The 25,099-nt window shown below is 73.4% G+C and carries 29 protein-coding genes; 18 read left to right on the forward strand and 11 right to left on the reverse strand.

Features of this window, described 5'->3' with window-relative positions:
- Positions 1 to 38: 38 nt before the first annotated feature.
- Positions 39 to 1,076 carry a hypothetical protein gene (locus tag ACZ4TG_RS07325; RefSeq protein ID WP_468160344.1) on the forward strand — a complete coding sequence of 346 codons (1,038 nt, stop codon included), beginning with the start codon at positions 39 to 41 and terminating at the stop codon, positions 1,074 to 1,076.
- Positions 1,077 to 1,166: 90 nt separating this feature from the next.
- Here the strand turns inward: ACZ4TG_RS07325 and ACZ4TG_RS07330 are convergent, their stop codons facing one another.
- The 3 genes from ACZ4TG_RS07330 to ACZ4TG_RS07340 are packed head-to-tail and all read right to left on the reverse strand — an operon-like array spanning position 1,167 to position 3,465.
- Complete coding sequence (locus ACZ4TG_RS07330; protein WP_468160345.1) at positions 1,167 to 1,382, reverse strand: hypothetical protein; 216 nt, start codon at positions 1,380 to 1,382, stop codon at positions 1,167 to 1,169.
- Between the two features lie 42 nt (positions 1,383 to 1,424).
- A complete protein-coding gene (locus ACZ4TG_RS07335) occupies positions 1,425 to 2,276 on the reverse strand; it encodes an arylamine N-acetyltransferase family protein (RefSeq protein ID WP_468160346.1) in 852 nt (283 codons plus the stop codon).
- 46 nt (positions 2,277 to 2,322) lie between these two features.
- Positions 2,323 to 3,465 (reverse strand): NADH-quinone oxidoreductase subunit D, encoded by a 1,143-nt coding sequence (locus tag ACZ4TG_RS07340; RefSeq protein ID WP_468160347.1) that lies wholly within the window; start codon positions 3,463 to 3,465, stop codon positions 2,323 to 2,325.
- A 31-nt stretch (positions 3,466 to 3,496) separates the two neighbouring features.
- Here ACZ4TG_RS07340 and ACZ4TG_RS07345 point away from each other — a divergent pair, with 31 nt between their 5' ends.
- Together ACZ4TG_RS07345 and ACZ4TG_RS07350 are read left to right on the forward strand one after the other, a co-directional pair.
- Positions 3,497 to 3,988, forward strand: coding sequence for a PH domain-containing protein (locus tag ACZ4TG_RS07345; protein ID WP_468160348.1), 492 nt, complete (start codon positions 3,497 to 3,499; stop codon positions 3,986 to 3,988).
- Positions 3,985 to 5,289, forward strand: a complete 1,305-nt coding sequence (locus tag ACZ4TG_RS07350) for a PH domain-containing protein (RefSeq protein WP_468160349.1) — start codon at positions 3,985 to 3,987, stop codon at positions 5,287 to 5,289. The genes ACZ4TG_RS07345 and ACZ4TG_RS07350 overlap by 4 nt, the downstream gene beginning before the upstream one ends.
- A 28-nt stretch (positions 5,290 to 5,317) precedes the next feature.
- Here ACZ4TG_RS07350 and ACZ4TG_RS07355 read toward each other — a convergent pair whose 3' ends face one another.
- Both ACZ4TG_RS07355 and ACZ4TG_RS07360 read right to left on the reverse strand, forming a co-directional pair.
- Complete coding sequence (locus ACZ4TG_RS07355; protein WP_468160350.1) at positions 5,318 to 5,986, reverse strand: response regulator transcription factor; 669 nt, start codon at positions 5,984 to 5,986, stop codon at positions 5,318 to 5,320.
- A 17-nt stretch (positions 5,987 to 6,003) separates the two neighbouring features.
- On the reverse strand, positions 6,004 to 7,209 hold the full coding sequence (locus ACZ4TG_RS07360) for a sensor histidine kinase (protein WP_468160351.1): 1,206 nt from the start codon (positions 7,207 to 7,209) through the stop codon (positions 6,004 to 6,006).
- Positions 7,210 to 7,316: 107 nt separating this feature from the next.
- Between ACZ4TG_RS07360 and ACZ4TG_RS07365 the strand changes: the two genes are divergently transcribed.
- Positions 7,317 to 8,303, forward strand: a complete 987-nt coding sequence (locus ACZ4TG_RS07365) for an SAM-dependent methyltransferase (protein WP_468160352.1) — start codon at positions 7,317 to 7,319, stop codon at positions 8,301 to 8,303.
- A 120-nt stretch (positions 8,304 to 8,423) separates the two neighbouring features.
- On the opposite strand, the gene ACZ4TG_RS07370 is transcribed toward ACZ4TG_RS07365, so the two are convergent.
- The gene (locus ACZ4TG_RS07370; RefSeq protein ID WP_468160353.1) at positions 8,424 to 9,977 is read right to left on the reverse strand and encodes a M28 family metallopeptidase; all 1,554 of its coding nucleotides are present in this window, start codon (positions 9,975 to 9,977) and stop codon (positions 8,424 to 8,426) included.
- 186 nt (positions 9,978 to 10,163) lie between these two features.
- Complete coding sequence (locus tag ACZ4TG_RS07375) at positions 10,164 to 11,288, reverse strand: DUF5937 family protein (protein ID WP_468160354.1); 1,125 nt, start codon at positions 11,286 to 11,288, stop codon at positions 10,164 to 10,166.
- A 138-nt stretch (positions 11,289 to 11,426) separates the two neighbouring features.
- On the opposite strand from ACZ4TG_RS07375, the gene ACZ4TG_RS07380 reads away from it, so the two are divergent.
- Complete coding sequence (locus ACZ4TG_RS07380) at positions 11,427 to 11,636, forward strand: hypothetical protein (RefSeq protein ID WP_468160355.1); 210 nt, start codon at positions 11,427 to 11,429, stop codon at positions 11,634 to 11,636.
- A gap of 138 nt (positions 11,637 to 11,774) precedes the next feature.
- On the opposite strand, the gene ACZ4TG_RS07385 is transcribed toward ACZ4TG_RS07380, so the two are convergent.
- Positions 11,775 to 12,899: a threonine aldolase family protein gene (locus tag ACZ4TG_RS07385; protein WP_468160356.1), complete on the reverse strand. Its 1,125-nt coding sequence runs from the start codon at positions 12,897 to 12,899 to the stop codon at positions 11,775 to 11,777.
- A 97-nt stretch (positions 12,900 to 12,996) separates the two neighbouring features.
- On the opposite strand from ACZ4TG_RS07385, the gene ACZ4TG_RS07390 reads away from it, so the two are divergent.
- From ACZ4TG_RS07390 to ACZ4TG_RS07425, 8 genes are all read left to right on the forward strand, one after another.
- Positions 12,997 to 13,932 carry a Rossmann-like and DUF2520 domain-containing protein gene (locus ACZ4TG_RS07390; RefSeq protein ID WP_468160357.1) on the forward strand — a complete coding sequence of 312 codons (936 nt, stop codon included), beginning with the start codon at positions 12,997 to 12,999 and terminating at the stop codon, positions 13,930 to 13,932.
- Positions 13,929 to 14,924 (forward strand): pantoate--beta-alanine ligase, encoded by a 996-nt coding sequence (gene panC, locus ACZ4TG_RS07395; protein ID WP_468160358.1) that lies wholly within the window; start codon positions 13,929 to 13,931, stop codon positions 14,922 to 14,924. The genes ACZ4TG_RS07390 and panC overlap by 4 nt, the downstream gene beginning before the upstream one ends.
- The gene (locus ACZ4TG_RS07400; protein WP_468160359.1) at positions 14,921 to 16,651 is read left to right on the forward strand and encodes an L-aspartate oxidase; all 1,731 of its coding nucleotides are present in this window, start codon (positions 14,921 to 14,923) and stop codon (positions 16,649 to 16,651) included. The genes panC and ACZ4TG_RS07400 overlap by 4 nt, the downstream gene beginning before the upstream one ends.
- Before the next feature lie 2 nt (positions 16,652 to 16,653).
- Complete coding sequence (gene nadC, locus ACZ4TG_RS07405; RefSeq protein ID WP_468160360.1) at positions 16,654 to 17,643, forward strand: carboxylating nicotinate-nucleotide diphosphorylase; 990 nt, start codon at positions 16,654 to 16,656, stop codon at positions 17,641 to 17,643.
- Positions 17,644 to 17,646: 3 nt separating this feature from the next.
- Complete coding sequence (locus ACZ4TG_RS07410) at positions 17,647 to 18,456, forward strand: type III pantothenate kinase (RefSeq protein WP_468160361.1); 810 nt, start codon at positions 17,647 to 17,649, stop codon at positions 18,454 to 18,456.
- Positions 18,457 to 18,603: 147 nt separating this feature from the next.
- Entirely contained in the window at positions 18,604 to 19,356 is a 753-nt protein-coding gene (locus ACZ4TG_RS07415; protein ID WP_468160362.1) for a GntR family transcriptional regulator, read from the forward strand.
- 96 nt (positions 19,357 to 19,452) lie between these two features.
- Positions 19,453 to 19,650: a DUF397 domain-containing protein gene (locus ACZ4TG_RS07420; RefSeq protein WP_468160363.1), complete on the forward strand. Its 198-nt coding sequence runs from the start codon at positions 19,453 to 19,455 to the stop codon at positions 19,648 to 19,650.
- Entirely contained in the window at positions 19,647 to 21,065 is a 1,419-nt protein-coding gene (locus ACZ4TG_RS07425; RefSeq protein ID WP_468160364.1) for a serine/threonine-protein kinase, read from the forward strand. Before ACZ4TG_RS07420 ends, ACZ4TG_RS07425 begins: the two co-directional genes overlap by 4 nt.
- Here ACZ4TG_RS07425 and ACZ4TG_RS07430 read toward each other — a convergent pair.
- Both ACZ4TG_RS07430 and ACZ4TG_RS07435 read right to left on the reverse strand, forming a co-directional pair.
- Positions 21,062 to 21,373: a winged helix-turn-helix domain-containing protein gene (locus ACZ4TG_RS07430; RefSeq protein ID WP_468160365.1), complete on the reverse strand. Its 312-nt coding sequence runs from the start codon at positions 21,371 to 21,373 to the stop codon at positions 21,062 to 21,064. The two genes, ACZ4TG_RS07425 and ACZ4TG_RS07430, sit on opposite strands and share 4 nt — an antisense overlap.
- Entirely contained in the window at positions 21,370 to 21,783 is a 414-nt protein-coding gene (locus ACZ4TG_RS07435) for a hypothetical protein (RefSeq protein ID WP_468160366.1), read from the reverse strand. The genes ACZ4TG_RS07430 and ACZ4TG_RS07435 overlap by 4 nt, the downstream gene beginning before the upstream one ends.
- 148 nt (positions 21,784 to 21,931) lie before the next feature.
- Here ACZ4TG_RS07435 and ACZ4TG_RS07440 point away from each other — a divergent pair, with 148 nt between their 5' ends.
- From ACZ4TG_RS07440 to ACZ4TG_RS07460, 5 genes are all read left to right on the forward strand, one after another.
- On the forward strand, positions 21,932 to 22,555 hold the full coding sequence (locus ACZ4TG_RS07440; RefSeq protein ID WP_468160367.1) for a hypothetical protein: 624 nt from the start codon (positions 21,932 to 21,934) through the stop codon (positions 22,553 to 22,555).
- Between the two features lie 13 nt (positions 22,556 to 22,568).
- Complete coding sequence (locus tag ACZ4TG_RS07445) at positions 22,569 to 22,736, forward strand: hypothetical protein (protein ID WP_468160368.1); 168 nt, start codon at positions 22,569 to 22,571, stop codon at positions 22,734 to 22,736.
- Positions 22,737 to 22,852: 116 nt separating this feature from the next.
- Positions 22,853 to 23,284 carry a BlaI/MecI/CopY family transcriptional regulator gene (locus ACZ4TG_RS07450; protein ID WP_468160369.1) on the forward strand — a complete coding sequence of 144 codons (432 nt, stop codon included), beginning with the start codon at positions 22,853 to 22,855 and terminating at the stop codon, positions 23,282 to 23,284.
- A 9-nt stretch (positions 23,285 to 23,293) separates the two neighbouring features.
- Entirely contained in the window at positions 23,294 to 23,824 is a 531-nt protein-coding gene (locus ACZ4TG_RS07455; protein ID WP_468160370.1) for an amino-acid N-acetyltransferase, read from the forward strand.
- Between the two features lie 176 nt (positions 23,825 to 24,000).
- Positions 24,001 to 24,339, forward strand: coding sequence for a histone-like nucleoid-structuring protein Lsr2 (locus ACZ4TG_RS07460; RefSeq protein WP_468160371.1), 339 nt, complete (start codon positions 24,001 to 24,003; stop codon positions 24,337 to 24,339).
- Here ACZ4TG_RS07460 and ACZ4TG_RS07465 read toward each other — a convergent pair.
- Positions 24,321 to 24,920 carry an SCO3374 family protein gene (locus ACZ4TG_RS07465; RefSeq protein WP_468160372.1) on the reverse strand — a complete coding sequence of 200 codons (600 nt, stop codon included), beginning with the start codon at positions 24,918 to 24,920 and terminating at the stop codon, positions 24,321 to 24,323. The genes ACZ4TG_RS07460 and ACZ4TG_RS07465 overlap by 19 nt on opposite strands.
- Between the last annotated feature and the right edge of the window lie 179 nt (positions 24,921 to 25,099).

Genomic DNA, 25,099 nt, shown 5'->3' on the forward strand with positions numbered 1-25,099 from the left:
TACCCCACACCCCGCCCACGCCCTGTAAATTTCAGGCCATGCCCCGTGGACGCCACCGCAATCCCGAACCTCTGCACCGACTGCTCACGCCGACGGTCGTCGCCGGTGTTTCCGTGGCCGGCGCCGGCACGGCCTGGCTGCTCTCGGCCTCCGACGGCGGCACCGCGCTCCGCCTGCTCGTGGCCCTCACGGCCGCCGCGGGTGTGACCGGCGCCGTCCTCATGCGCTCCTGGGACCGCTCGGCCGGGCGCCGGGTGGCCGAACTCGCCCGCGAGCGGGTCAAGGACGAGTGGAAGACGGAAGAGCGGATAGCCGAGCTCGAATCCGATCTGGAAGAAGCCCGCGTGCTGCGCGCCAAACTCGACGCGAAGCTGCGCGCCAAGCGCGTCGAACTGGCGGGCCTGCGCGGTGAGCACGCCGCGCTGCTGCGCCGGTACGCCACCGCGGAGACCGAGCGGGCCAGCGCCCTGGAAGGGCGCCGGCTGCTGGCCATCGAGGCCGCCTCGGCCCCGGCGGCCGGGCCGAAGGAACTCCCGGCGGTCTCGCAGGAGCGCACCGGCAGCGGGGCGCCCACCGCGATCGGCTACGCCCGGGCCCGCGCGGCCATGGAGGCGCTGGTGCGCAAGGCCGAGGAGCGGGCCGCGGCGAAGCCCAGGGCGCTGGAGGCCGGTCCGGCCCCGGCCCCGCCGGTCGCCCCCGTCGAGCCGCACGGCCGTACCGCGGCGGGGGGCCCGGCGGCAGCCGTTCCGGCCCGCCGGCTGGCGACCGCGGTGGCCCCGTACGCGGCCCCGCGCCGCTCCGCCTCGCGCGTCGAGGGCGGCTTCGACTTCTTCGGCACCAAGAACGCCGCCCAGGCCCGCGCCGTGATCGACGCCGTGCAGAACGAGGACCTGGCCGACGTGGTCGGAGCCGAGGCCCTCGCGGTGCACAAGGCGGAGTCCGTACGGGCCGACAGCGGGCCGGAGTTCAAGCCGGCGACGGCCGAGCAGCGCGCGGTGGGCCAGGTCATCGACCTGACGGCCCACGACGAGACCGAGCCGATCGACGTGGCCCAGCTCCGCACCGCCATCTCCTAGGACCCCGGCCCTCGGGCCGGGCTCCGCCGCGCCGTCCGTCCACAGCCTGTGCACAAGGCGCGGGCGCGCCGGCGGCCCGGAAGGGACGGCCTAGAACAGCGGCAGCTGTCCCGGGTGCGGTCCGAGGGTGAAGCCGTCCAGGGTCGGCGCCGAGGCGCCGAGCACCACCCGGGCGCGGGAGCCGGGGCAGGACACCAGATCGCCGCGGTCCCGCCCGGCGGGCGGGTCGTGGCGGGCGATCCGGCCGGCCGTCACGGCGCAGTCGCGGCCGCAGGCGGGGCAGGCCCGCCGGGGGGAGTGGGACATGCCCCAAGTCTGCACCCTCGCACCGACAGCGGCGCCCGGGCGTCACCCCGTCCGGGTCGCCTGCCACGCGTCGTGGGCCCGGCACACCCGGGCCCACAGGGCCGCCCGGTCCGCCGGCGTCAGGTCGTCGAGCTTCCGCTCGAACAACCCGGCCAGCACGGCGAAGAACTCCTCGGGCGTGTCCAGTTCCCGCTCCGATGCCCCCTTCAGCGGGTCGATCCGGCTCAGCACCCGTCCGCGCAGCGCGTCGATGCCGTCGGCGTCGCGCCGCAGCGCCGCGAAGGTCCGTACGAAACCGGAGTCTTCCGAGGTGGACAGCCGCAGGTGTTCCGCCTCGAAATCGGCCGTCGTGGCGGGCGCCGAGCGGAAGTTGACGACCGGGAACGGGCCGCCCGGGTTGCGGTAGGTCCAGCCCGGCCCCTCCCCGTCCAGCGGGGCCAGGGGCTCCATCGCGTACCGGAAGTCGCCCTGCTCGTAGCTGCCCTCGCGCAGCGGCAGCGGCTCGTACGGGCCGTCGCCGAGCCCGGTGTCCACGAAGTAGACCGCCCCGTCCACCCTGACGGTCAGCGCGAGGTGGTCACCGCCGACGCCCCGCGCGTCGGGCTCCTTGTACACACCGCCGACATGGCGGGTCACGTCGTACCCCAGGGCTTCGAGGAGCGCGGCGAAGGCGCCGTTGAGGTGGAAGCAGTACCCGCCCCGCCCGGCGGCGAGGCGGCGCACCGACAGCAGCGGGTCGATGCCCGGCGGCCGCCCCAGCTGGATGTCGACGTTCTCGTACGGAACGCGCTCCAGGTGGGCCCGCTGGAGGGCGAACAGCCCCCGGGCGGAGGGGGCGCCGGGGTCGCTGATCCCGAGCCGGCGCAGGTAGTCCGCGAATATGCCAGTGGTCATGCGGTCACCCTAGGGGGCGTCTGCCCGAACCTGGCCGTATTTACGGCTACTTGTCGATGTCCCCGACGACGAAGAACAGCGAGCCCAGGATCGACACCATGTCCGCGACCAGCTGTCCGGGCAGCAGCACGGCCAGCGCCTGGATGTTGTTGTAGGACGCCGAGCGCAGCTTGAGCCGGTACGGGGTCTTCTCGCCCTTGGACACCAGGTAGTAGCCGTTGATGCCCAGCGGGTTCTCGGTCCAGGCGTACGTGCTGCCCTCGGGCGCCTTGAGCACCTTCGGCAGGCGCTGGTTGACCGGGCCCGGAGCGAGCTCCGCCATCCGGTCCAGGCAGGCGACGGCGAGGTCGAGGGCGTTGTGCGTCTGGTCGAGCAGCACCTCGAAGCGGGCCAGGCAGTCGCCCTCGGTCCGGGTGACCACCTTCAGGACGTCCTGGAGCTCGCCGTACGCCAGGTACGGCTCGTCGCGCCGCAGGTCGAAGTCGACGCCGGAGGCGCGGGCGATCGGTCCGGAGACCCCGTACGCGTGCACGGCCTCCGCCGACAGCACGCCCACCCCGCGCGTGCGGCCGCGGAAGATCTCGTTGCCGTGGACCAGCTTGTCGTACACGTCCATGCGGGTGCGGACGTCCGCGATCGCCTCGCGGGCCCGGCCGAGCCAGCCTGCCGGGAGGTCCTCCTTGAGGCCGCCGACGCGGTTGAACATGTAGTGCATGCGGCCGCCGGAGATCTCCTCCATCACCGCCTGGAGCTCCTCGCGCTCGCGGAACGCGTGGAAGATCGGCGTGATGCCGCCCAGTTCGAGGGGGTACGAGCCGAGGAACATCAGGTGGTTCAGCACCCGGTTCAGCTCGGCCAGCAGCGTCCGCATCCACACGGCCCGCTCGGGGACCTCCATGCCCAGCATCCGCTCGACGGCCATGACCACGCCGAGCTCGTTGGAGAACGCGGACAGCCAGTCGTGGCGGTTCGCGAGCATCACGATCTGCCGGTAGTCACGGGCCTCGAAGAGCTTCTCGGCGCCCCGGTGCATATAGCCGACCACCGGTTCGGCGCTGACGATGCGCTCGCCGTCCAGGACGAGGCGCAGGCGCAGCACGCCGTGCGTGGAAGGGTGCTGCGGCCCGATGTTGAGCACCATGTCGGTGCTCTCCGCCGCTCCGCCGATGCCGACCGTCGTCTCCGTCATGGCCGCATTGTCTCAGCCCTAGGGTGTATGCATGGGAACCGGGACAACGGGCGGGACGAGCGGACCCGAGTGGGTGGGGCTGCCGGGCGGGCTGCTCACCCTGCGTCGGCTGCTGCTGGTGATGTGGATGATGCTGCTCACGGCGGTGACGGCGGTCGTACTGGGCCTCACCGCCGGACCGGCGTGGGCCGCTTTCGGCGCCTTCTGGCCCGCGGTGCTGGCCTGGGGCTGGGTGCTCCTCGGCCGGAACTGGCGGTCCTGGCGGTACGCCGAGCGCGCCGACGACCTGCTGATCAGCCGGGGCGTCCTGTGGCGGGAGCAGACCGTGGTCCCGTACGGCCGGATGCAGCTGGTCGAGGTGACCTCCGGGCCGCTGGAACGCCGCTTCGGGCTGGCCTCCGTACAGCTGCACACCGCGGCCGCCGCCACCGACGCCCGGATCCCCGGGCTGGACCCGGCCGAGGCCGAGCGGCTGCGCGACCGGCTGTCCGAGCTCGGCGAGGCAAGGTCGGCCGGGCTGTGAGCGCCGAGGCCGGCCGGGAGCGCCGGCTGCACTTCCTCACCCCGCTGCTGCGCGCGTGGGTGCCGATCGCCGCGACCATCGGCGTGATCGCCCAGCAGGGGGAGCGGGCCGGGGAGTGGATCGCGGACCTGTCCGGGCTGCTGCGGATCGCGGTGCTGGCCGGCCTGGTCCTCGTCTTCGGCGCCTACGGGTTCCTGAGCTGGTGGTTCACGCACTACGCCGTCACCGACGCCGAGCTGCGCATCCGCAGCGGGCTGATCTTCCGGCGCACCGCCCACATCCGGCTCGACCGGATCCAGGCCGTGGACGTCACCCGGCCCCTGCTCGCCCGGGTCGCCGGGGTCGCGAAGCTGCGGCTCGACGTCATCGGCGCCGAGGCCAAGGACGAGCTCGCCTACCTCGGCGAGCGGGACGCCGTCGCACTGCGCGCCGAGCTGCTGGCCCGGGCGGCGGGCTTCGCCCCGGCCGAGGCCGCCGCGGTCGGCGAGGCCCCGGAGCGGGGGCTGCTGAGGGTCCTGCCGCGGGACCTGGCGGTGTCGCTCGTACTGACCCTGTCCGCGTGGGCGGCGCTGGCCGCGGGGCTGGTGGCGCCGGTCGTGGTGTGGTGGTTCACGGGGAGCGTCTGGGCGACCGCCGTCACCCTGCTCCCGTTCGTCGGAGGGGTCTGGGCCGGGACGGCGGGCCGCTTCCTCACCGAGTACGACTGGACGGTCGCGGAGTCCCCCGACGGGCTCAGGATCGACCACGGGCTGCTCGACCGGGCCCACGAGACGGTGCCGCCGGGGCGCGTGCAGACCGTACGGATCGTCGAGCCGCTGCTGTGGCGCAGGCGCGGCTGGGTCCGGGTGGAGCTGGCGGTGGCCGGCTCGAAGAACGACGTCCTGGTACCGGTGGCCGCCCGGGACGCCGCGTACGCGGTGATCGCGCGGGTGCTGCCGGGGGTGGACCTGGCGGCGCTGTCCTTCAGCCCGGCCCCGGGGGCCGGCGCGCGGTGGGTGGTCCCGGTCTGGTGGAAGGGCTACGCCCTGGCCGTGTCCGAGGACGTGTTCGCCGCGCGCAGGGGGCGGCTGTGCCGCCGTACGGAGATCGTCCCGCACGCGAAGGTCCAGAGCGTCCGGCTCACCCAGGGCCCCTGGGAACGCGCCCGCGGCGTGGCCGACCTGCACGTGGACACCGGGGCCAACGCCACCGTCACCGCCCGCCTGCGGCCCACGGCGGAGGCCGCCGACCTGCTGCCCGCGCAGGCGGCCCGCTCCCGCACCTCCCGCGCGACGGCCCGCCCGGACCGCTGGATGACCTGACGCAGGGCCCCCGGAGCCCCTGGACGGCCTAGAGGCCGCCCGCGCGGACCAGGCCCGTCTCGTACGCCAGGACCACGACCTGGACGCGGTCGCGCAGGCCCAGCTTCGTCAGGATGCGGCCCACGTGGGTCTTCACCGTGGCCTCCGAGAGGACCAGCCGCGCCGCGATCTCGCCGTTCGACAGGCCCTGGGCCACCAGCAGCATGACCTCCCGCTCGCGCTCCGTCAGCCGCTCGACCTCCTTGTTCCGCGGCTCCGCCGTCGTGGTCGGCAGCATCGGGGCGAAGCGGTCCAGCAGCCTCCGCGTCGTCGACGGGGCGACCACCGCGTCGCCGCTGTGCACCGAGCGGATCGCGGCCAGCAGCTCCGACGGCGGGACGTCCTTCAGCATGAAGCCGCTCGCGCCGGCCTTCAGGCCCGAGAACGCGTACTCGTCCAGGTCGAAGGTGGTCAGGATGATCACCTTGGGGTGCTCCGGCAGCTGGCAGATGCGCCGCGTCGCCTCGACCCCGTCGAGCCGCGGCATCCGGACGTCCATCAGCACCACGTCCACCTTGGTGGCCCGCAGCACCTCCAGCGCCTCCAGCCCGTCCCCCGCCTCGGCGACGACCTCCATGTCGGGCTGGGCGGCGAGCACCATCCGGAAGCCGGTGCGCAGCAGCATCTGGTCGTCGACCAGCATCACTCGGATGGACATCGGTTACCTCGTCCTCGTCATCTCTTCTTGTTGAGCGGGAGCAGTGCGCTGATCCGGAATCCGCCGCCGGGACGCGGGCCCGCGTCCAGGGTGCCTCCGACCATACCGATGCGTTCCCGCATGCCGATCAGCCCGTGTCCGGCGCCGTCGGCGCCGCCGTCCTCGTACAGTTCGTGCGCCGCGCCCCGGCCGTCGTCCTCGACGAGGAGGCCGAGGCCGTCGTCGAAGTAGACCAGCCGGACGCTGGCCTTCGCGTCCGGGCCGCCGTGCTTGCGCGTGTTGGTCAGCGCCTCCTGCACGATCCGGTAAGCGGTCAGCTCGACCCCGCTCGGCAGCCGCCGCGGGGTGCCCTCGACCGCGAAGTCCACCGAGAGCCCGGCCGCCCGGACCTGCTCGACCAGCACCTCGATCTGCTCGACGTCCGGCTGGGGCACGTAGTCCTCGGACTCCTGCGGCTCGCCGGTGCGCAGCACGCCCAGCAGCCGCCGCATCTCGGCCAGGGCCTGGCGGCCGGTGCCGGAGATGGTCTGGAGGGCCTCCTTGGCCTGTTCCGGTGCCACGTCCATGACGTACGCGGCGCCGTCGGCCTGGACCACCATCACCGAGACGTTGTGCGCGACGACGTCGTGGAGCTCGCGGGCGATCCGGGCGCGTTCGGCGGCGACGGCCACCTTGGCCTGGGCCTCGCGCTCCTTCTCCAGCCGCTGGTTCCGCTCGACGAGCTGGGCGTAGTAGGCCCGGCGGGTGCGCAGCGAGTCGCCGAGTACCCAGGCGAGGGCGAAGGGGACGACGGCGAACAGGGTGAAGAAGACGTTGTCGGTGGTGTCGCCCTTGTCCACGTGGAAGCGCAGGGCGTAGAGGGGTGCGGCCGTCAGCCCGATGGCGAAGGCGGTACGGGACACCCGGCGCGAGATGTCGGCCGCGGCCGCGACCGTGTAGAGGATGACCAGCATGCCCAGGTCGCCGGTGTGCACGTCCGTGCCGGTCAGCAGCTGGTAGACCCCGGTGCCGACGGCCAGCCAGAACATCGGCTGGGTCCACTTGCGGCGCAGGGACACGACGGCGCCCATGGCGAGCACCGAGGGGACGGCGAGCAGCCGCGAGGCGGTGCCGGCGAAGTTGTTGTCGGCGATCTCCAGCATCGCGATCCCGCACAGGAGGACAGCCCAGAAGCTGTCGACGCCCGTCGGGTGTCTGCGGAGGAAATCGTAGAGGCGCTGCACGTAACCCAGAGTAGGCAACGGAGATAGGTGCTGGAGTCAACCACAGGTGCGATCCGACCGGGGGCGGTGTACTCCCGAAGGTGGAGGGTGAGCTTAGCCTTCGGGTGATGAGCACTCAGGGGGAACGCATGGGTCCGGTTCGGTGGCGGACGGCGATGGAGGCGGCCCTGTACGGGCCCGGGGGCTTCTACGTACGGCCCGGCGGGCCCGGTCCCGCGGGTCACTTCCGGACCTCCGTGCACGCCTCGGCGCTGTACGCGGGGGCCGTGGCCCGCCTCCTCCTCACGGTGGACGAGGCGCTCGGGCACCCCTCGGGGCTGGACCTGGTCGACGTGGGAGCCGGGCGGGGCGAGCTGCTGTCCGGGGTGCTCGCCGCCCTCCCGGAGCCGGTGGCGGCGCGGGTGCGCCCGTACGCCGTGGAGCGCGCGGCCCGGCCCGAGGGGCTGGACCCCGGGATCCGCTGGGTCCCCGCACCGCCCGAAGGGACTACGGGGCTGCTCTTCGCGAACGAGTGGCTGGACAACGTGGCGCTGGACGTCGCCGAGGACGGCCGGTACGTCACGGTCGCGCCCGACGGTACGGAGAGCCCCGGCGGCCCCCTGGAGGAGGCGGACCGGGCCTGGCTGGAGCGGTGGTGGCCGGGCCCGGGCCGGGCCGAGATCGGGCGCCCCCGCGACGAGGCCTGGGCGGCGGCCGTCGCGACCCTGGAAGCGGGCCTGGCGGTGGCGGTGGACTACGCCCACACCCGCGCGGCCCGGCCCCCGTACGGCACCCTCACCGGCTTCCGCGCGGGCCGGGAGGTCCCCCCGGTCCCGGACGGCAGCTGCGACGTCACCGCGCACGTGGCACTGGACGCCTGCGCGGGACCGGGCGCCACCCTGCTCACCCAGCGGCAGGCCCTGACCGCCCTCGGCGTCTCGGGCGCCCGGCCGCCGCTGGCCCTGGCCTCGTCCGACCCGGTGGCGTACGTCCGCGCCCTGTCGGCGGCGGGCGAGGCGGCGGAGCTCACCGCGCGCGGAGGCCTGGGCGACTTCGGCTGGCTCGTCCAGCCGGTCGCCGCCGCCCCCTGGCCGCCGGGCCCGGCCGCCGGGTGACCGGAGCAGCGGCAGGGGCCGGGACCCCCTGACGGGAATCCCGGCCCCTGCGCGGCTGGTCCGGCGCCTGCCGCGTGGTGCCCAGGCGTGGTTCCTACGCGTGGTTCCTGCGCATCGCTCCTACTGGGCGACGTCGTGGTCGTGGCCCTCGCGCAGACCGCCGCCGCTGCCCCCGCCGCCGTTCGTCGGCTTCGAGACGACCGGCTGCGACAGCGGGGCCAGGTCGTACGCGTAGTGGCCGACCGCGTTCGCGATGACGTCGACGTTGATGTCGAGCGCCTTCTGGTCGATGTTGTTGATGTCGTCACCCTTGCCGTGGTAGTTCACGTCGTAGGCGACACCGGCCTGACCGCCGAACTTCGCGGCCTGCGCGGCGGTCTTGATGCCCTCGGCACCCGTGTCCGTACCACCGGAGGGGATGCCGGCCTCGATGAACGGGCCGTAGTCCGAGCGGCCGGTGAAGTCCGAGCCCTCGTGCGGGATCTTCTGGGCGTCGAGGAAGTCGGTGATCCCCTTCTCCAGCTGCGCGGAGCCCTCCGGGCCGGGGCCCGAGCCGACCTTGTCGGAGTCGTCGCCGTCGTAGACGAAGTACGCCGCGTTCGGCGAGGCGATCATGTCGAAGTTCAGGTAGAGCTTGATCTGCTTCTTCTGCGCGTCCGTCAGCCCGCCGACGTACGCCTCGGAGCCGAGCAGGCCGAACTCCTCCGCCGACCACCAGGCGAACTTGACCTTGTTCTTGATCTTCGTCTGGCTGCTCGCGAGCCGCTGCGCGACCTGGAGGATGCCGGCCGAGCCGGAGCCGTTGTCGTTGATGCCGGGGCCCGCCGCGACCGAGTCGAGGTGCGCGCCGAGGAAGACGGTGTTGTTCTCGTCGCCGCCCTTCGTCTCCGCGATGACGTTGTAGGTCTTGCGGTTCTCGCGGAACTCGCGGATGTCCAGGGTGACCTCGACCGGACCGGCCGCAGCCTCGGCGGCGAGCTTCTCGCCCTCCTCCTGGCTGACGCCGCCGGTGGGGACCTTGCCCGCGTCCGGAGCGCCCAGGGTGCCGTTCAGGGCGCCCGCGGTGTTGTTGTAGATGATCGCGCCGACCGCGCCGGCCGCCGCCGCGTTCTGCTGCTTCACCGCGAAGGTGCAGCCGCCGCGCTTGACCAGGGCGATCTTGCCGGTGAAGGCGCCGGCGGCGAAGTCGCCGGGCTCGCAGCCGTTCGTACCGTCGGCGTCGACGGGCGCGACGGCGACCTGCGCCTTGACGCCCTCCTCCGGGCCGCTCGCGGTGTACGTCATCAGGTGGATCGGGACGTCGCGCCCATTCGCGCCGTTCACCGTCAGCTTTTCCGCGACGGTCTCGACGTACACGAAGTCGAACTCGTTCTTCGTCACCTTGTAACCGGCCGCGCGCATGACGGCTTCGACGTACTGGGCGGACTGCACGTGGCCCTTGGAGCCGGCCACGCGCGTGCCCTTGTTGTAGTCGGCGATCGACTGGAAGACCTTCAGGTGGTTGTTGGCGCCCTTGCCGGTCGCCTCCTTGACCAGCTTCTTGGCCAGCGCGTCGCCCTTGGCGGCGTCGCTCTGGGGGCTGGTGGCGCCGGCGGGGCCGGCGAGCAGCAGCGGGGAGACGAGAGCCACAGCGGCCAGGGCGGCGGTGGCTGCGGCTATACGGCGTGACGGCATGAAGGTCCTTTCACGACAGGTGCAGGCAAACGTGTGGTGTTGCACGGTGTGCGTGGGGGAGTGGTGGTCGCACGTTAAACAGCAACAGGCCACTCTGGCCAGAGTTTTCGCTGATTCCGGTTTATGAATTCCGTATATCGGTGAATCTGCGCCGTTGTGAACAGGCCACCGTCCGCCGTTTTCCGCCTACCGCAGGATGCCCTCGATGAAGTCCGAGCCGATGCGGGCGACGGCGGACAGATCCAACTGATGCTGGGCATAACGCCCCTGACGGCGGGTCTGGAGCAGTCCGGCCCGTTTCAGCACCGCGAGGTGGCGGGACACCTCGGGCGCGGTTATCCCGTAGACGGTGGCCAGCTCCCCGGTCGTGTAAGGGCCCCTGGACAGGCTCCGGCACAGCATCATCCGCATCGGATGGGCCAGGGCCTCCATCCGGCGCTGGAGCAGCTCCACCGAGCCGGGGGAGGAGGCCAGCTCGGGCGAGCCGAGCGGGTAGTGGACCACCGGCCGCCAGCGGGGGGCGTGCAGGACCAGCAGGTGCGGCCAGCCGAAGTGGGTCGGTATGAAGACCAGCCCCGGGCCGATCTCCGGATCGGTGGCGGTGGCGGAGCCGTTGACCATCTTGTCGGCGGTGATGGTGGTCCCGGCCGCGTCCACGCTCAGCGCCGACGAGACCTCCTTCAGCGCGGCGGCCAGCCCCTTGCGGCGCAGCACCTCGGCCTTGTGCCGGGCGTCGGCGGCCTGCTGCGGCCCGATCCGCTTCCAGGTCGCCCCGAAGAAGGCCTCCTCGCAGTCCTCCAGCATCCGGCGCATCCACACCCGGACGGCGGCGGGGTCGTCCAGCAGCCGCAGCGAGAAGTCCAGCTGCCGGGGACCGCGCGCGGCCGCCGTCTCCAGCGCCTTCGCCCGGGCGGCCGGGTCCGTGAGCGGGGAGGTCGCGCTGCCGTCGTTGTAGAGCGCGAGCCAGCAGTGCTCCAGGGCCGCCATGACGAACCGCTCGTCGTCCAGCCGGTCGAGCACGTCGAGCTCCTCCGCCAGGGTCGCGGCGGGCAGCCCGGTTCCGCCGGGGACCCCGGCGAAGGGCATGAAGACGTCGGAGAAGGAACTGCGCCACATGAACTCCGCCTCCAGGAGGCGGTCCGCCAGGCCGGGGTCGAGCGAGGCCCGGGTGGCCGTCGTCCAGGAGTCGAGCCCCGGATGGTGCGCCGGCTGCGAGAGCGAGTGCAGGGCCATGCAGAGTTCGGCGAGGGGCGAGGGGGCGAACTCGATCCGCTCCACGGGGAGCCCGGCGATGTCGATGGTGACGCTCATCGCCCCATTCTGTCCGCTGCCGCACACCGCCGTCCGTGGCCGGGTCGGCGGTGCCCCGTGGGGCGCCTGCCCGGGCGTCGATTGACGGGGAGCGTCAATCGACAGGACGGGTGCGGCCGGGAGGGTGAGGCTGGACGCATGAGCGCGATTGAGCAGTACCTCCTCGACACGTACCGGGCGTCCCAGCACGGGACGCCGATGCCCCCGCCGCCGGGCCGGGACGACGTGGCCGTCGTCCGGTCGATCCGCACCGAAGCCCGCTTCCGCGCGGTCCTGGCCGGCAGGCCGGCCGGCCACCCCTGGCTCTCGGCCCTGCGCGGCCTCTTCTCCCGCCCCCGCTCCTGCTGACCCCCGGCGGGGGCCCCTCCCGGACCGCCCCCGCCCGGCGACCGAGCCGCCGGCGCCGCGCCCGGGCCCCGGCGGCCGGGCCGCCCCCCGGTCCCGGCGGCCGGGTCGGGTCCCGGCCGGCGCCGCCCGGGCCGGCGGCTAGAGGCGGGACACGAAGTCCGCCACCGCCTTCACGACGTCCGCCGCGCTCCACGCCAGGCCCGGCTCCGTGACCTCCAGCTCCGTCACCGACAGCCCCGGCGGCCCCTCCGCCGACCAGCGGCGGAACAGCACCGTCCCCGTCTCCTCCGCCTGCCGCAGGCCCGCCTCCGTCAGCGACTCCGCCTCGTACGGCAGCCACACCTGGAACTGGTGCGTGTGCGGAACCTCCGGGTGCACCCGGAACCACGGCACCCCGGCCGCCTCGAAGCCCTCCCGCAGCGCCCCGGCGACCACCCGCGCGTGCTCCACGTACGAAGGCAGCCTCGGCAGCTCCCGCTCCAGCCCCGCCAGCGCGGACAGCGCCTGCGGGAACTGCCGGAAGATCTGGCCCCCGTACCGGTGCCGCCACACCCGCGCCTCGGCGACCAGCTCGGCGGACCCCGCGAGGCAGGCCCCGCTCAGACCGCCGAGCGACTTGTAGAAGGACACGTACACGGAGTCCGCGAGCCCCGCGATCTCCGGCAGCGACCGCCCGAAGTGCACGGTGGACTCCCACAGCCGCGCCCCGTCGAAGTGCACCACCGCGTCCCGCTCCCGGGCCGCGCCGACCAGCTCGGTCAGCTCCTCCCACGTCGGCAGCAGGAACCCGGCGTCGCGCAGCGGCAGCTCCAGCATCAGCGTGCCGAAGGGCTCGGCGAGATCGGCGACCTCCGCCGGGCTCGGCTGCCGCGGATCCCGCGTCGGGTGCACCGTCCGCAGCCCCGACACCAGCGACAGCGCGCCGCCCTCCCACAGCTCCGGGTGGCTCATCGGGTGCAGCGCCACCACCGGGTTCCCGGTCCGCCCCGCCCAGCACCGCAGCGCGATCTGCTGCGCCATCGTCCCGGACGGGAAGAACGCCGCGTCCTGCGTCCCCAGCAGCTCCGCGACCCGCTGCTCCAGCCGGCCCACCACCCCGTCCCCGTACACGTCGGCCGGCTCGTCGGGGTCGGCGGCGGCCAGCTCCGGAAGGGCTGCCAGCAGCTCGCCCACGGTCGGCTCCAGCAGGCTCCGGGAGAGCCTGCGCCCGGCCCCCCGCCACGCCGCCACCAGGCGCTTCGTACGGTCTTCGTCAGCAGTCATGCCCCGATCATCGCGGACCGCCCCGTACGCCCAGGGGCTAGCATGGCGGCGTATCGTCCGGTACCCCCCGCGGACTGGAACGGAAGGCATTCCCCGCGTGAACGCACCCCATCAGACGGAGCCCCGGGATCCGTCCGACCGACCTGCCCGGCTCAGCGTCGGCGTCGTCGGCGCCGGCCGGGTCGGCCCCGCGCTGGCCCGTGCCCTCCAGCAGGCCGGGCACCGGCCCGTCGCCGTGTCCGGAGTCTCCGACGCCTCCCGCCGCCGGGCCGCGCGGATGCTGCCCGACGTGCCGGTCGTACCGCCCGCCGAGGTGCTGGCGCGGGCCGAGCTGGTGCTGCTGACCGTCCCCGACGACGCACTGCCCTCGCTGGTCGAGGGCCTCGCCGAGACCGGCGCGGTCCGCCCCGGCCAGCTCCTCGTCCACACCTCCGGGCGGTACGGGACGGCCGTGCTCGACCCCGCGCGCCGCGCGGGCGCGCTCCCGCTGGCCCTGCACCCCGCGATGACCTTCACCGGCACCGAGGTCGACGTCCAGCGCCTGGCCGGCTGCTCCTTCGGCGTGACCGCCCCCGGCGAGCTCCGGCTGGCCGCCGAGGCCCTGGTCATCGAGATGGGCGGGGAGCCCGAGTGGATCGCGGAGGAGAACCGTCCGCTCTACCACGCGGCCCTCGCCCTCGGCGCGAACCACCTCGTCACCCTGGTCGCCCAGTCGATGGAGCTGCTGGGCCAGGCCGGCGTCGAACACCCCGACCGGATGCTCGGCCCGCTCCTCGGCGCCGCGCTCGACAACGCCCTGCGCTCCGGCGACGCCGCGCTCACCGGCCCGGTGGCCCGCGGTGACGCCGGTACGGTCGCCGCGCACGTCTCCGAGCTGCGCAAGCACGCCCCGGCCACGGTCGCCGGCTACCTCGCGATGGCCCGCACCACCGCCGACCGGGCCCTCGCACACGGCCTGCTCAAGCCCGAGCTCGCCGAGGACCTGCTGGGCGTACTCGCCGACGGCGCCGACCCGGAGGGCGACCGCCGATGACCGGCCCCCTGCTCCTGAACACCGCCCACGAGCTGCACGAGCTGGCCCGTACCGGCCGCCGCGCCGTGGTCATGACCATGGGCGCCCTCCACGAGGGCCACGCCACCTTGATCCGCACGGCCCGCGAGCTGGCCGGGCCCGGGGGCCAGGTCGTGGTCACCGTGTTCGTCAACCCCCTCCAGTTCGGGGCGAACGAGGACCTCGACCGCTACCCGCGCACCCTCGACTCCGACCTGCGCATCGCGGGGGACGCCGGCGCGGACGCCGTGTTCGCCCCGGCCACGGGCGAGGTCTACCCCGGCGGTGACCCCCAGGTCCGGATCACCGCCGGACCGATGGGGGAGCGCCTCGAAGGCGCCACCCGCCCCGGCCACTTCGACGGAATGCTGACCGTCGTCGCGAAGCTGCTCCACCTCACCCGCCCCGACCTGGCCCTCTTCGGCCAGAAGGACGCGCAGCAGCTGGCGTTGATCCGCCGGATGGTGACCGACCTCAACTTCCCGGTCGAGGTACTCGGCGTACCCACCGTCCGTGAGGACGACGGCCTCGCGCTGTCCTCCCGCAACCGCTACCTCGCGGCCGCCGAGCGGCGTACGGCGCTGGCCCTGTCCCGCGCCCTGTTCGCCGGCCGCGACCGGCTCGCCGCCCAGGCCGCGCTGCGCGCCCGCGCCGAGGCCGCCCCGGCCAGTGACGAGCGGGCCAGTGCGCTGGCCCGGCTCGGCGAGATCCGCGCCTCCGCCGACGCGCACGCCGTGTCGGTGGCGCGCGCCGGTCTTCCGGACGCCGTACGGGCCGCCGCGCGGCACGTCCTGGAGGAGGCCGGCCGGCACGACCCGCCGCTCCTGCTGGACTACCTGGCGCTGGTCGACCCCCAGGACTTCACCGACGTCGGCCCCGAGTTCACGGGGCAGGCCGTGCTGGCCGTCGCCGCGAAGGTGGGCACGACCCGGCTGATCGACAACATCCCATTGGAGTTCGGAGCACACTCGTGAGCACTGGCACACGTGCCGGAGGCACCACCACCGGCATACGGCTGCACGCCCCCGCCCCCGGCTGGTCCCTTGACGCGGACGTCGTCGTCGTCGGCTCGGGCGTGGCGGGGCTGACGGTGGCGCTGCGCTGCGCCGCCGCGGGCCGCCGTACGGTGGTGGTCACCAAGGCCCGCCTCGACGACGGCTCCACCCGCTGGGCCCAGGGCGGCATCGCCGCCGCCCTCGGCGAGGGCGACACCCCCGAGCAGCACCTCGACGACACCCTGGTGGCGGGCGCGGGCCTGTGCGACGAGGCCGCCGTACGGCTGCTGGTCACCGAGGGGCCGGGGGCCGTACGCCGGCTCATCGAGACCGGCGCCGTCTTCGACACCTCCGCCGAGACCGGCGAGATAGAGCTGACCCGCGAGGGCGGCCACCACCGCCGCCGGATCGCGCACGCGGGCGGCGACGCCACGGGCGCCGAGATCTCCCGGGCCCTGGTCGAGGCCGTCCAGGACGCCGGCATCGAAACCGTCGAGAACGCGCTCGTACTGGACCTGCTCCAGGACGCCGAGGGCCGTACGGCCGGCGTCACCCTGCACGTCATGGGCGAGGGCCAGCACGACGGGGTGGGCGCCGTCCACGCCCCCGCCGTGATCCTCGCGACCGGCGGCATGGGCCAGGTCTTCTCCGCCACCACCAACCCGTCGGTGTCCACCGGCGACGGCGTGGCGCTCGCCCTGCGGGCCGGGGCCGAGGTCTCCGACCTGGAGTTCGTGCAGTTCCACCCGACGGTGCTGTTCCTCGGCGCCGGAGCCGAGGGCCAGCAGCCGCTGGTATCCGAGGCCGTCCGCGGCGAGGGCGCGTACCTCGTCGACGCGGACGGGGTGCGCTTCATGACCGGGCAGCACGAGCTGGCCGAGCTGGCCCCCCGCGACATCGTCGCCAAGGGCATCACGCGCCGCATGCTGGAGCAGGGCACCCAGCACATGTACCTGGACGCCCGGCACTTCGGCGCGCGGATGTGGGAGCAGCGCTTCCCGACCATCCTCGCCGCCTGCCGCTCCCACGGCATCGACCCGGTGACCGAGCCCATCCCGGTCGCGCCCGCCGCGCACTACGCGTCGGGCGGCGTACGGACCGACCTGCACGGCCGCACCACCGTCCCCGGCCTGTACGCCTGCGGCGAGGTGGCCTGCACCGGCGTGCACGGCGCGAACCGGCTCGCCTCCAACTCCCTGCTGGAGGGCCTGGTCTTCGCCGAGCGCATCGCCGACGACATCGTGGCCCACGCCCCCACCGGCAGCGGCCCCGGCATCCCGGTCCCGGCCACCGGCCCGCTCCAGCCCGCCGAGGCGCGGTACGAGGTGCAGCGCATCATGACGCAGGGCGCGGGCGTGCTCCGCTCCGCCGAGTCCCTGGCCACGGCGGCCGCCGCGCTCGAAGGCCTCTACGCCACCGCCCTGAACGACCTCGAAGCGCACGGCAAGACCGCCGAGCCGGGCGTGGACACCTGGGAGGCCACCAACCTCCTGTGCGTGGCCCGGGTCCTGGTCGCGGCCGCCCAGCGGCGCGAGGAGACCCGCGGCTGCCACTGGCGCGAGGACCACCCCGACCGGGACGACACCGACTGGCGCCGCCACCTCGTCGTCCGCCTCTCCGCGACGGAGAAGCGGGCCCTGGTCGTCACCCCCACCGACTCCGCGGACTTCCCGTCCGTACGACCCCACCCGAGCCAGGAGCAGTAAGCGTGAGCACGCACGAGCACGACCACGAGCACAACGAACTCCCCCTCGTGGGGCAGGGCGACGGCGGCTGCGGCGACGACTGCGCCTGCGGCGACGGCGAGGAGTCGGGCCTGGACCCGGCGCTCGCCCAGCTGCTGGCGGACGCGGGTCTGGACCCGATCGAGGTCGAGGACATCGCGCACATGGCGCTGTCCGAGGACCTGGACGGCGGGGTCGACGTCACCACCGTCGCCACCGTGCCCGAAGAGGCCGAGGCCGTCGCCGACTTCATCGCCCGCGAGGACGGTGTCGTGGCCGGTCTGCGGATCGCGGAGGCCGTGTTCTCGGTGGTCTGCACCGAGGCCTTCGAGGTGGAGCGGCACGCCGAGGACGGCGACACCGTCAAGGCCGGCCAGGTGCTGCTCGCCGTCCGCGCCCGCACCCGCGACCTGCTGACCGCCGAGCGCAGCGCGCTGAACATCCTGTGCCGGCTGTCCGGCATCGCGACCGCCACCCGCCGCTGGGCCGACGTCCTGGAGGGCACGGCGGCCAAGGTCCGCGACACCCGCAAGACCACGCCCGGCCTGCGCGCCCTGGAGAAGTACGCGGTGCGCTGCGGCGGCGGCGTCAACCACCGCATGTCCCTGTCGGACGCGGCGCTGGTCAAGGACAACCACGTCGTCGCCGCGGGCGGCGTCGCCCAGGCCTTCACCGCCGTACGGGAGGCCTTCCCGGAGGTCCCGATCGAGGTCGAGGTCGACACCCTGGCGCAGATCGGCGAGGTCCTGGAGGCGGGCGCCGACCTGATCCTGCTGGACAACTTCACGGTGGAGCAGACCGCCGAGGCCGTGGCCCTGGTGGCGGGCCGCGCCGTCCTGGAGTCCTCGGGCCGCCTCACCCTGGACACCGCCCGCGCCTACGCCGAGACCGGCGTGGACTACCTGGCGGTCGGCGGACTCACCCACTCTTCGCCGATCCTGGACATCGGCCTCGATCTGCGCGAGGCGGTGTAACCGATGCTCCTCACCATCGACGTAGGCAACACCCACACGGTCCTGGGCCTGTTCGACGGTGACGAGATCGTCGAGCACTGGCGCATCTCGACCGACCCGCGCAGGACGGCCGACGAGATGGCCGTCCTGATGCAGGGCCTGATGGGCATGCACCCGATGCTCGGCACGGAGCTGGGCGACGGCATCCACGGCATCGCGATCTGCTCGACGGTGCCCTCGGTGCTGCACGAGCTCCGCGAGGTCACCCGCCGGTACTACGGGGACGTGCCCGCGGTACTGGTGGAGCCCGGCATCAAGACGGGCGTGCCGATCCTGATGGACAACCCGAAGGAGGTCGGCGCGGACCGCATCATCAACGCGGTCGCGGCCGTCGAGCTCTACGGCGGTCCGGCGATCGTCGTGGACTTCGGCACGGCGACCACCTTCGACGCGGTGTCCGCCAAGGGCGAGTACGTGGGCGGGGTGATCTCCCCGGGCATCGAGATCTCCATGGAGGCCCTCGGCGTACGGGGCGCCCAGCTGCGGAAGATCGAGCTGGCCCGCCCGCGCAACGTCATCGGCAAGTCCACGGTCGAGGCGATGCAGTCGGGCGTGGTCTACGGGTTCGCCGGCCAGGTCGACGGCATCGTGACCCGGATGGCCAAGGAGCTGGCCGGCCCCAGCGGCGACCCCGACGACGTCCGGATCATCGCCACCGGCGGGCTGGCGCCGATCGTCCTCGGCGAGGCCTCGGTGATCGACGACCACGAGCCGTGGCTGACGCTGATCGGGCTGCGCCTGGTCTACGAGCGCAACGCGCCCAACTTCGAGTAGCGGCAAGGCCCCTGCCCACCGGGCGGGGGCCTTCGTCCTGTGCGCCGCGTTTCACCCGCCGTCATGCTGAGCAGTCCGCCCCAAGCTGATGCCTTAGCTTTGTCGGCGCCGGAACGCACGTGCCCGAGACGCTCCAGGACGGTCGAAATGCCCCGTGAATCACCGTACTTGCAGGTGGTCGACTCCCTCCGGGCCCGCATAGAGGCGGGGGAGTGGCAGATCGGGGACAAGCTTCCCTCCCGGTCGCGCTTCGCGACCGAGTACTCCGTGGGACAGAGCGTCACCCAGCGCGCCCTGGAACGCCTGATCATCGAAGGCCTCCTCGAAGGCCGGGCCGGCTCGGGGACCTACGTGCGCACCCCGCGCCGCCGGATGCGCATGGTCCGCACCCGCCGCCGCGTGCCGAACGCGGGGAACGCCTTCCGCGCCGAGGCCCTGGAACACGGCTTCGCCGCGTCCTGGGACTCCCGGACCGCCGCCCGCACCCCGGCCCCCGAGAACATCGCGGCCCGGCTCGCCATCGCCCCCGGCGACCCCTGCGTGCGGACCCGCTACGAGTTCATGGCCGACGGCAGCCCCGCCGAACTCTCCGAGTCCTGGGAGCCGATGGCCATCACCGGCGGCACTCCGGTGGTCCTGCCGGAGGACGGGGAGCTGCGCGGAGCCGGCGTGGTCGCCCGGATGCGCTCGATCGGGATCACGGTCGCCTCGGTGCTGGAGATCCCCCGCCCCTCCCGCGCCAACCAGGCGCAGGCCAACCTGCTGGGCATCAGCGTGGGCTCCCTGATCACCGAGATCGAGCGCACGTACCTCGACTCCGACGGCCGCCCGGTGGAGACGGCCGACCTCGTCATCCCCGACTCCCGGTACGAGATCGCTTACGCGTTCCCGATCGAGTGAGCGGGAACTTCCACGGAAATGGCCGGAGTACGCCCCTGCCGGGGTTACGGTCGCCAGGAGACGCACCGTGACCCCGTCCCCGGCGGAGGAGACATCATGACAACGACCCCTCGCCCCACCTGGCGGAAGTCGTCCTACTGCGGCGACGGAGAAGCCTGCGTGTACGTAGCCTCCGCGCCGGGCACCCTGGTGCGCGTGGCCGACCAGTCCGACCCGGCGCACCTCGTCATGGCGACCACCCATGACGCCTGGGCCGCCTTCGTGGACGCCGTCAAGGCGGACGGGCAGGGATGAACGGGACGACACTGGCCGGCCGGTACGCGCTCGGCGACCGCATCGGAGCGGGCGGCATGGGCGAGGTGTGGCAGGCCCGGGACCTGGAACTGGACCGGGCCGTCGCGGTGAAGGTCATCGCCCGGCCCGGTGACGACAAGCTCGCGTTACGGCTGCGCGCCGAGGCCCGGGCGGCCGCGGCGCTCTCGGACCCGCACGTGGTGTCCGTGCACGACGTCGGCGAGACCGTCGTCGACCACCGGACGATCGTCTACCTCGTCATGGAACTGGTCGACGGCCGGCCCCTGGGCACCGGCGCCGGCCCGGCGCCGGTCGAGGACGTCGTCGGGTGGGGGGTGCAGATATGCGAGGGGCTCCAGGCCGCCCACAGCGCCGGGGTCATCCACCGCGACATCAAGCCCGGCAACGTCCTGCTCACGACCCGGGGCCGGATCAAGATCTGCGACTTCGGGATCGCCCGGCAGAGCGGCTTCCAGGGCCTGACCACGACCGGCCTCGCGATGGGCACCCCCGCGTACATGTCCCCCGAACAGGCCCGGGGGGAGGAGATCGACGCCCGCAGCGACCTGTACAGCCTGGGCTGCCTGCTCTACGAACTGCTCACCGGCGAGCCGCCCTTCACCGGGTCGGGCTGGGACGTCCTGGCCCAGCACGCCCACCAGCCGCCGGTCCCGCTCCGCACGCGCCGCCCCGAGGTCCCCGAGGCCCTGGACCGGCTGGTCCTGCGCCTGCTGAGCAAGGAGGCCGCCGCCCGGCCGGCCAGCGCTTCCGCCACCGCCGCCGCGCTGCGGGCCACGGCCGCCACGGCCACCCCCGGGCCCCAGGCGCCGCGGGCCGTCCCCACGCCGCGGCCCAAGGCCCCCAAGGCCCCCGCGGAGGCCGGGGAACCCATGAGCGTCTCCACGGGGGCGGCCTGGCTGGGCTCGCTCGTGCCCGGGGTGGCGGCCGGCGGCCAGCTGTTCGCCTTCGGAGCCCTGTCCGGCATCTGGTCGGTCGCCGTGGGGCTGGTCGTCGCGTTCGTGGCCTGGTTCGGCCTGGCGGCCCAGCCGACGGACGAGCCGGTCTCGGCCCTCGGCGTCATCCTCGGGATCGTGGTCGCGGTGGTGCTGCTGATCTCGCTGCTGGTCGGCACTCCGGTCCAGTGGTGGAAGGCCGTCCTCGTCGGCCTCGCCACGGCGCCGGTGCTCTGGATCGGCGGCCACTGGGTGCAGAAGCTGATCGCCGCCTCGTCCCGCGCCAAGGAGGCCGCCTTCTCGGCCGGAAACACCGGCGAGATCAGCGGGGTGCTCACCGCGTGGCTGATCGCCACCGAGACGCGCGCCTCGGTCCTGGTGGCCGTCGCCGCCGGCCTCGGGGTCTGGCTGGGCGTGGGCCTGCTCCTCGGCCTCCTCCAGCCCCGCCGCCGGGAGGCCTAGCCCTCCGCGATCGCCCGGAGCGCGTCCAGGTGGCGCCGGTAGACGGTGAGGCCCTGCGGGGTCAGCGAGAGCCAGGTGCGCGGGCGGCGGGCCACCCGGCCCTTGCTCACCGCCACCAGGCCCGCCTCCTCCAGCGCCGCCACCTGCTTCGACAGCGCCGAGTCGGAAACCTCCACGAGGTCCCGTACGAAGGCGAACTCGGCCTTGTCCACCGCGGCCAGCGCCGCCACCACAGACAGCCGCACCGGCGCGTTCAGCAGCGGCGCGAGCCCGTGCCTGGGGTGGCTGCCCGGCTTCTCCCCGCTCATGCCGCCCGCCTCTCGGTCACCGCGCCCACGACGGCCGGGAGCGCGCACGCCAGCGCGGCCGCGGCCGCGAAGACCGGCTCGTCCGCGAACACCCCGGTGCCCAGCACCACCGCGAGCGCGAACACCACGCCCCACACCCCGATGACCAGCCCGTGCTTGAGGCCGAACCGGCGCCGCACCACCCGCTGCCGCACCGCGTACACGCTCAGCCCGCCCACGAGGACCGCGTTGGCCACCGAGAAGACCGCGGCCTGGGCGGGCCCGTGCCACAGCAGGGCCACCGGTACGAGGACCAGCTGCCCGGCCGCGAAGACCCACAGGTAGCGCGCGTACCACCCGCTGCGCCGCAGGGCCGCCGCCTCCATCCGCTTGGCCTCGCTGTATTCGCCGTATCCGCTGAATCCGCCCACGGTGTCCCCCCGGTGATCGACGGCGCCGCCCTCCGGCGCTCACTTTCCAGAATGGCTCTTACTTTCCAAACTGGCAAGTGTTGGTCACGCCGCGCCGCACCCGGGCATCCTGAGGGGATTTTGTCCGATTAGCGCGTATCTTCGGCCCATGCCCACGCCCTACGGATCCCGCGGCGGCATGGCGTTCAGTGCTGCTGAGCTGCACGTGCTCAGGCGCACGCTCGCCCACGCCCTTCAGTCTTCGACGGCCCCGCTCACGACCGCCGAGGTCCAGGACTGCCTGCGCCTCGCGGCGTCGGTGGACGACGTGGTCCAGGAGGCGGGACGGCTCAGAGACTTCCTGCTCGCCGACCTCGCCCGCTACAGAGACGCGCTCCCCGGCAGCCTCTCCGGATACCTGGAGCTGCTCCAGGACGCCCTCGCCGCCGGGTACGAACCCGCCCCCGACGACCTCGCCGCCCTGCGGGCCCTGCGCGCCAACCCGCTCGCGGCCGCGGTGCTGGAGCGGGCGCAGGCGGTCGCGGAGCGCTCCGTACGCCGCCGCCTCACGACCGCCCCCGCGCCCCGGACCCGGCTGCTGGCCCTGGCCGGCGGGCGCGAGGACGAGCGGGCCGCCGAACCGCGCCCCGCGCCGAAGCCCGCCCCGTCGCCGAAGGAGCCGCCGCAGCCCGAGCGGGAACGGCCCATCCCGACCCCCGGAGAGGTGTTCCCGCCCCGCCGGAAGCCCGCCGCGCCCACCACGCCCCCGGCGTCCGGCCGCGCGGCCGGGTAGCTACGCTGGGGGCATGGACTACGTCTCCGCGCTCGTACCCCCCTTCGTGATGGCCGTGTTCTTCATCGCCCTCGTCAGGACGATCGTGAAGAGCCAGGGCGGCGCCAACAAGGCCAAGGAGGACGCGGCCGTCGACGCCGTGCTCGCCAGTGCCGAGGCCGCCCGCCAGCCCAGGAAGTAACCCCGCGCGAGGCGCCGGGGACGGGCGTACGGCCTGCGGGCCGTGCGCCCGATTTTGTTGCGCGTTGTCGGCCGAATAGTCGGGCAATTCCACGCAACCCGCACTATCGTGCTGTTGTGCCTCGCCCCTTGGGAGAACTCGAAGACGCAGTGATGACGCGGGTGTGGCAGTGGAACCGCCCGGTCACCGTCCGGGAAGTCCTGGAAGACCTCCAGCAGGAACGGTCCATCGCGTACACCACGGTCATGACCGTTATGGACAATCTCCATCAGAAGGGCTGGGTCCGCCGGGAAGCGGAAGGCCGCGCCTATCGATATACGGCGGTCTCCACCCGCGCCGCCTACTCGGCCGCACTGATGAACGAAGCCTGGTCGACCAGCGACAACCCCGCGGCCGCTCTCGTGGCCTTCTTCGGCATGATGTCGGCGGAACAGCGTGAAGCCCTCCGCGACGCCGTACGCATCGTCGGCCACGACGGCGAGGCCGCCCCGGAAGCCGCGGAACCCGAAGGGGACTCCGGCGCGCGCCGGCCCGAGCCGGGGCGATAGCGTCACCGCATGGGAGAGTTTTCCGCCGCAGACGCAAATACCGTGACGATCCGCCGCGCGCGCACCCGCGATGTTCCCGCGCTGCGCCGCCTGCTCGACCAGTACGTGCAGCAGCGGATCCTGCTCGACAAAGCCCCCGTGGTCCTTTACGAGGACATCCAGGAGTTCTGGGTAGCGGAACGCGACTCCGACGCCCAGGTGGTGGGCTGCGGCGCTCTCCACGTCATGTGGGAAGACCTCGCCGAAGTGCGCACACTCGCCGTCGACCGCGGCTTGAAGGGCGCGGGTGTCGGTCATCAGGTGCTGGCCCAGTTGTTGGAGACGGCCCGCCTGCTCGGGGTGAGCCGGGTTTTCTGCCTGACCTTCGAAGTGGACTTCTTCGCCAAGCACGGCTTCGTCGAGATCGGGGAGACTCCGGTCGAGACCGATGTCTACATGGAGCTCCTGCGTTCCTATGACGAGGGCGTCGCCGAGTTCCTCGGTCTCGAACGAGTGAAGCCGAACACCTTGGGCAACAGTCGGATGCTTCTGCACCTCTGATCGATCGCGGATCGATCACGGCCGCTTTTACGGGGCTCCGTCCGCCTGTGGCCTATGTCCGAATCGCGTACGTTTCCCGCCCTGTTGAGGTCCTGAACCTCTCGGCGGGGGTTTGTGTTTTCCAGGCAAAAGCGGTTTCCTTTCCGCGTACTGCATTTTCGATGAAAGGAAATCCGGTGGCACAGAAGGTTCAGGTCCTTCTTGTCGACGACCTCGACGGTGGCGAGGCGGACGAGACCGTGACGTTCGCTGTGGATGGCAAGACCTACGAGATCGACCTCACCGCCGCCAACGCTGAAAAGCTCCGCGGCCTGCTCGAGCCCTACACCAAGAGCGGCCGCCGTACCGGTGGCCGTGCCGCCGCCGGCCGCGCCAAGGGCGGCCGCGCCGCCGTATCGGCCGGCAACCCGGACACCGCGGAAATCCGCGCGTGGGCGAAGGCGCAGGGTCTTACGGTCAACGACCGCGGCCGCGTGCCCGCCGATATCCGTGAGGCCTACGAGAACCGGGGCTGACCCAAGGCGCCGACGGGCCTCGCGGGGGCCGTACGTCGCCGCAGGCGCGCCCGGTGGCATTCCGTTGCCGCCGCGGCGACCAGACGTACGAGATCGGGTCCGGCCCCTCGTCCGGGCCCGGCGCCCTGCCCGGTACCGGGCAGGGACGGCAGGAACGCCTCGCACCCCCGCTCGGGGGGCCGCAGCCACACGGCGGCCCCCTGAGGACTTCCCTCGGGCTGCCCCGGCGGCAGCGGTGCGGTGATCCGGCCTCCCGCCCCCAGGGCGATGAGGTCCAGGGCCACCCCGCCCCACTCCAGCCAGTCGAGGAGCCCGTCCAGCTCCTCCGCGCTCCCCGGCGCCACCAGGAAGCGCATCCGGCGCCCCATCACGGCCACCGGTCCGGTGCCGACGGGCCTGCGCAGCAGCCGGCCACCCGCGTCGGACGGCAGCTCCAGCACGTCGAACCGCGTCCCGGTGACCAGCTGGGCGGGCGGACCGCCGGTGAGGGGCCAGCCGAGCACCCGCCCGTACCAGGAGGCGTACGCGTCCCCCTCGGGAGCGACGCGGGGCGGCGGTACGGTCTCGGCGGTGAGGGCCATGACTGGAGCAACTCCGGAAGCGCCCTGGAGTTACGCAACGCGGCTGCGGCAATGCGGAACGTAAACGTCCGTGGGGCTCGATCCCACATTCGGAGACGGAACCGTGTTCGCCCGTAGCGGAGGGAACCGCGCCCGCCCGCATGGAGTGTCCGTCCTTACGGGTAAGACATTCCTAGTGG

It is taken from the genome of Streptomyces sp. NPDC028314, from assembly GCF_055565795.1.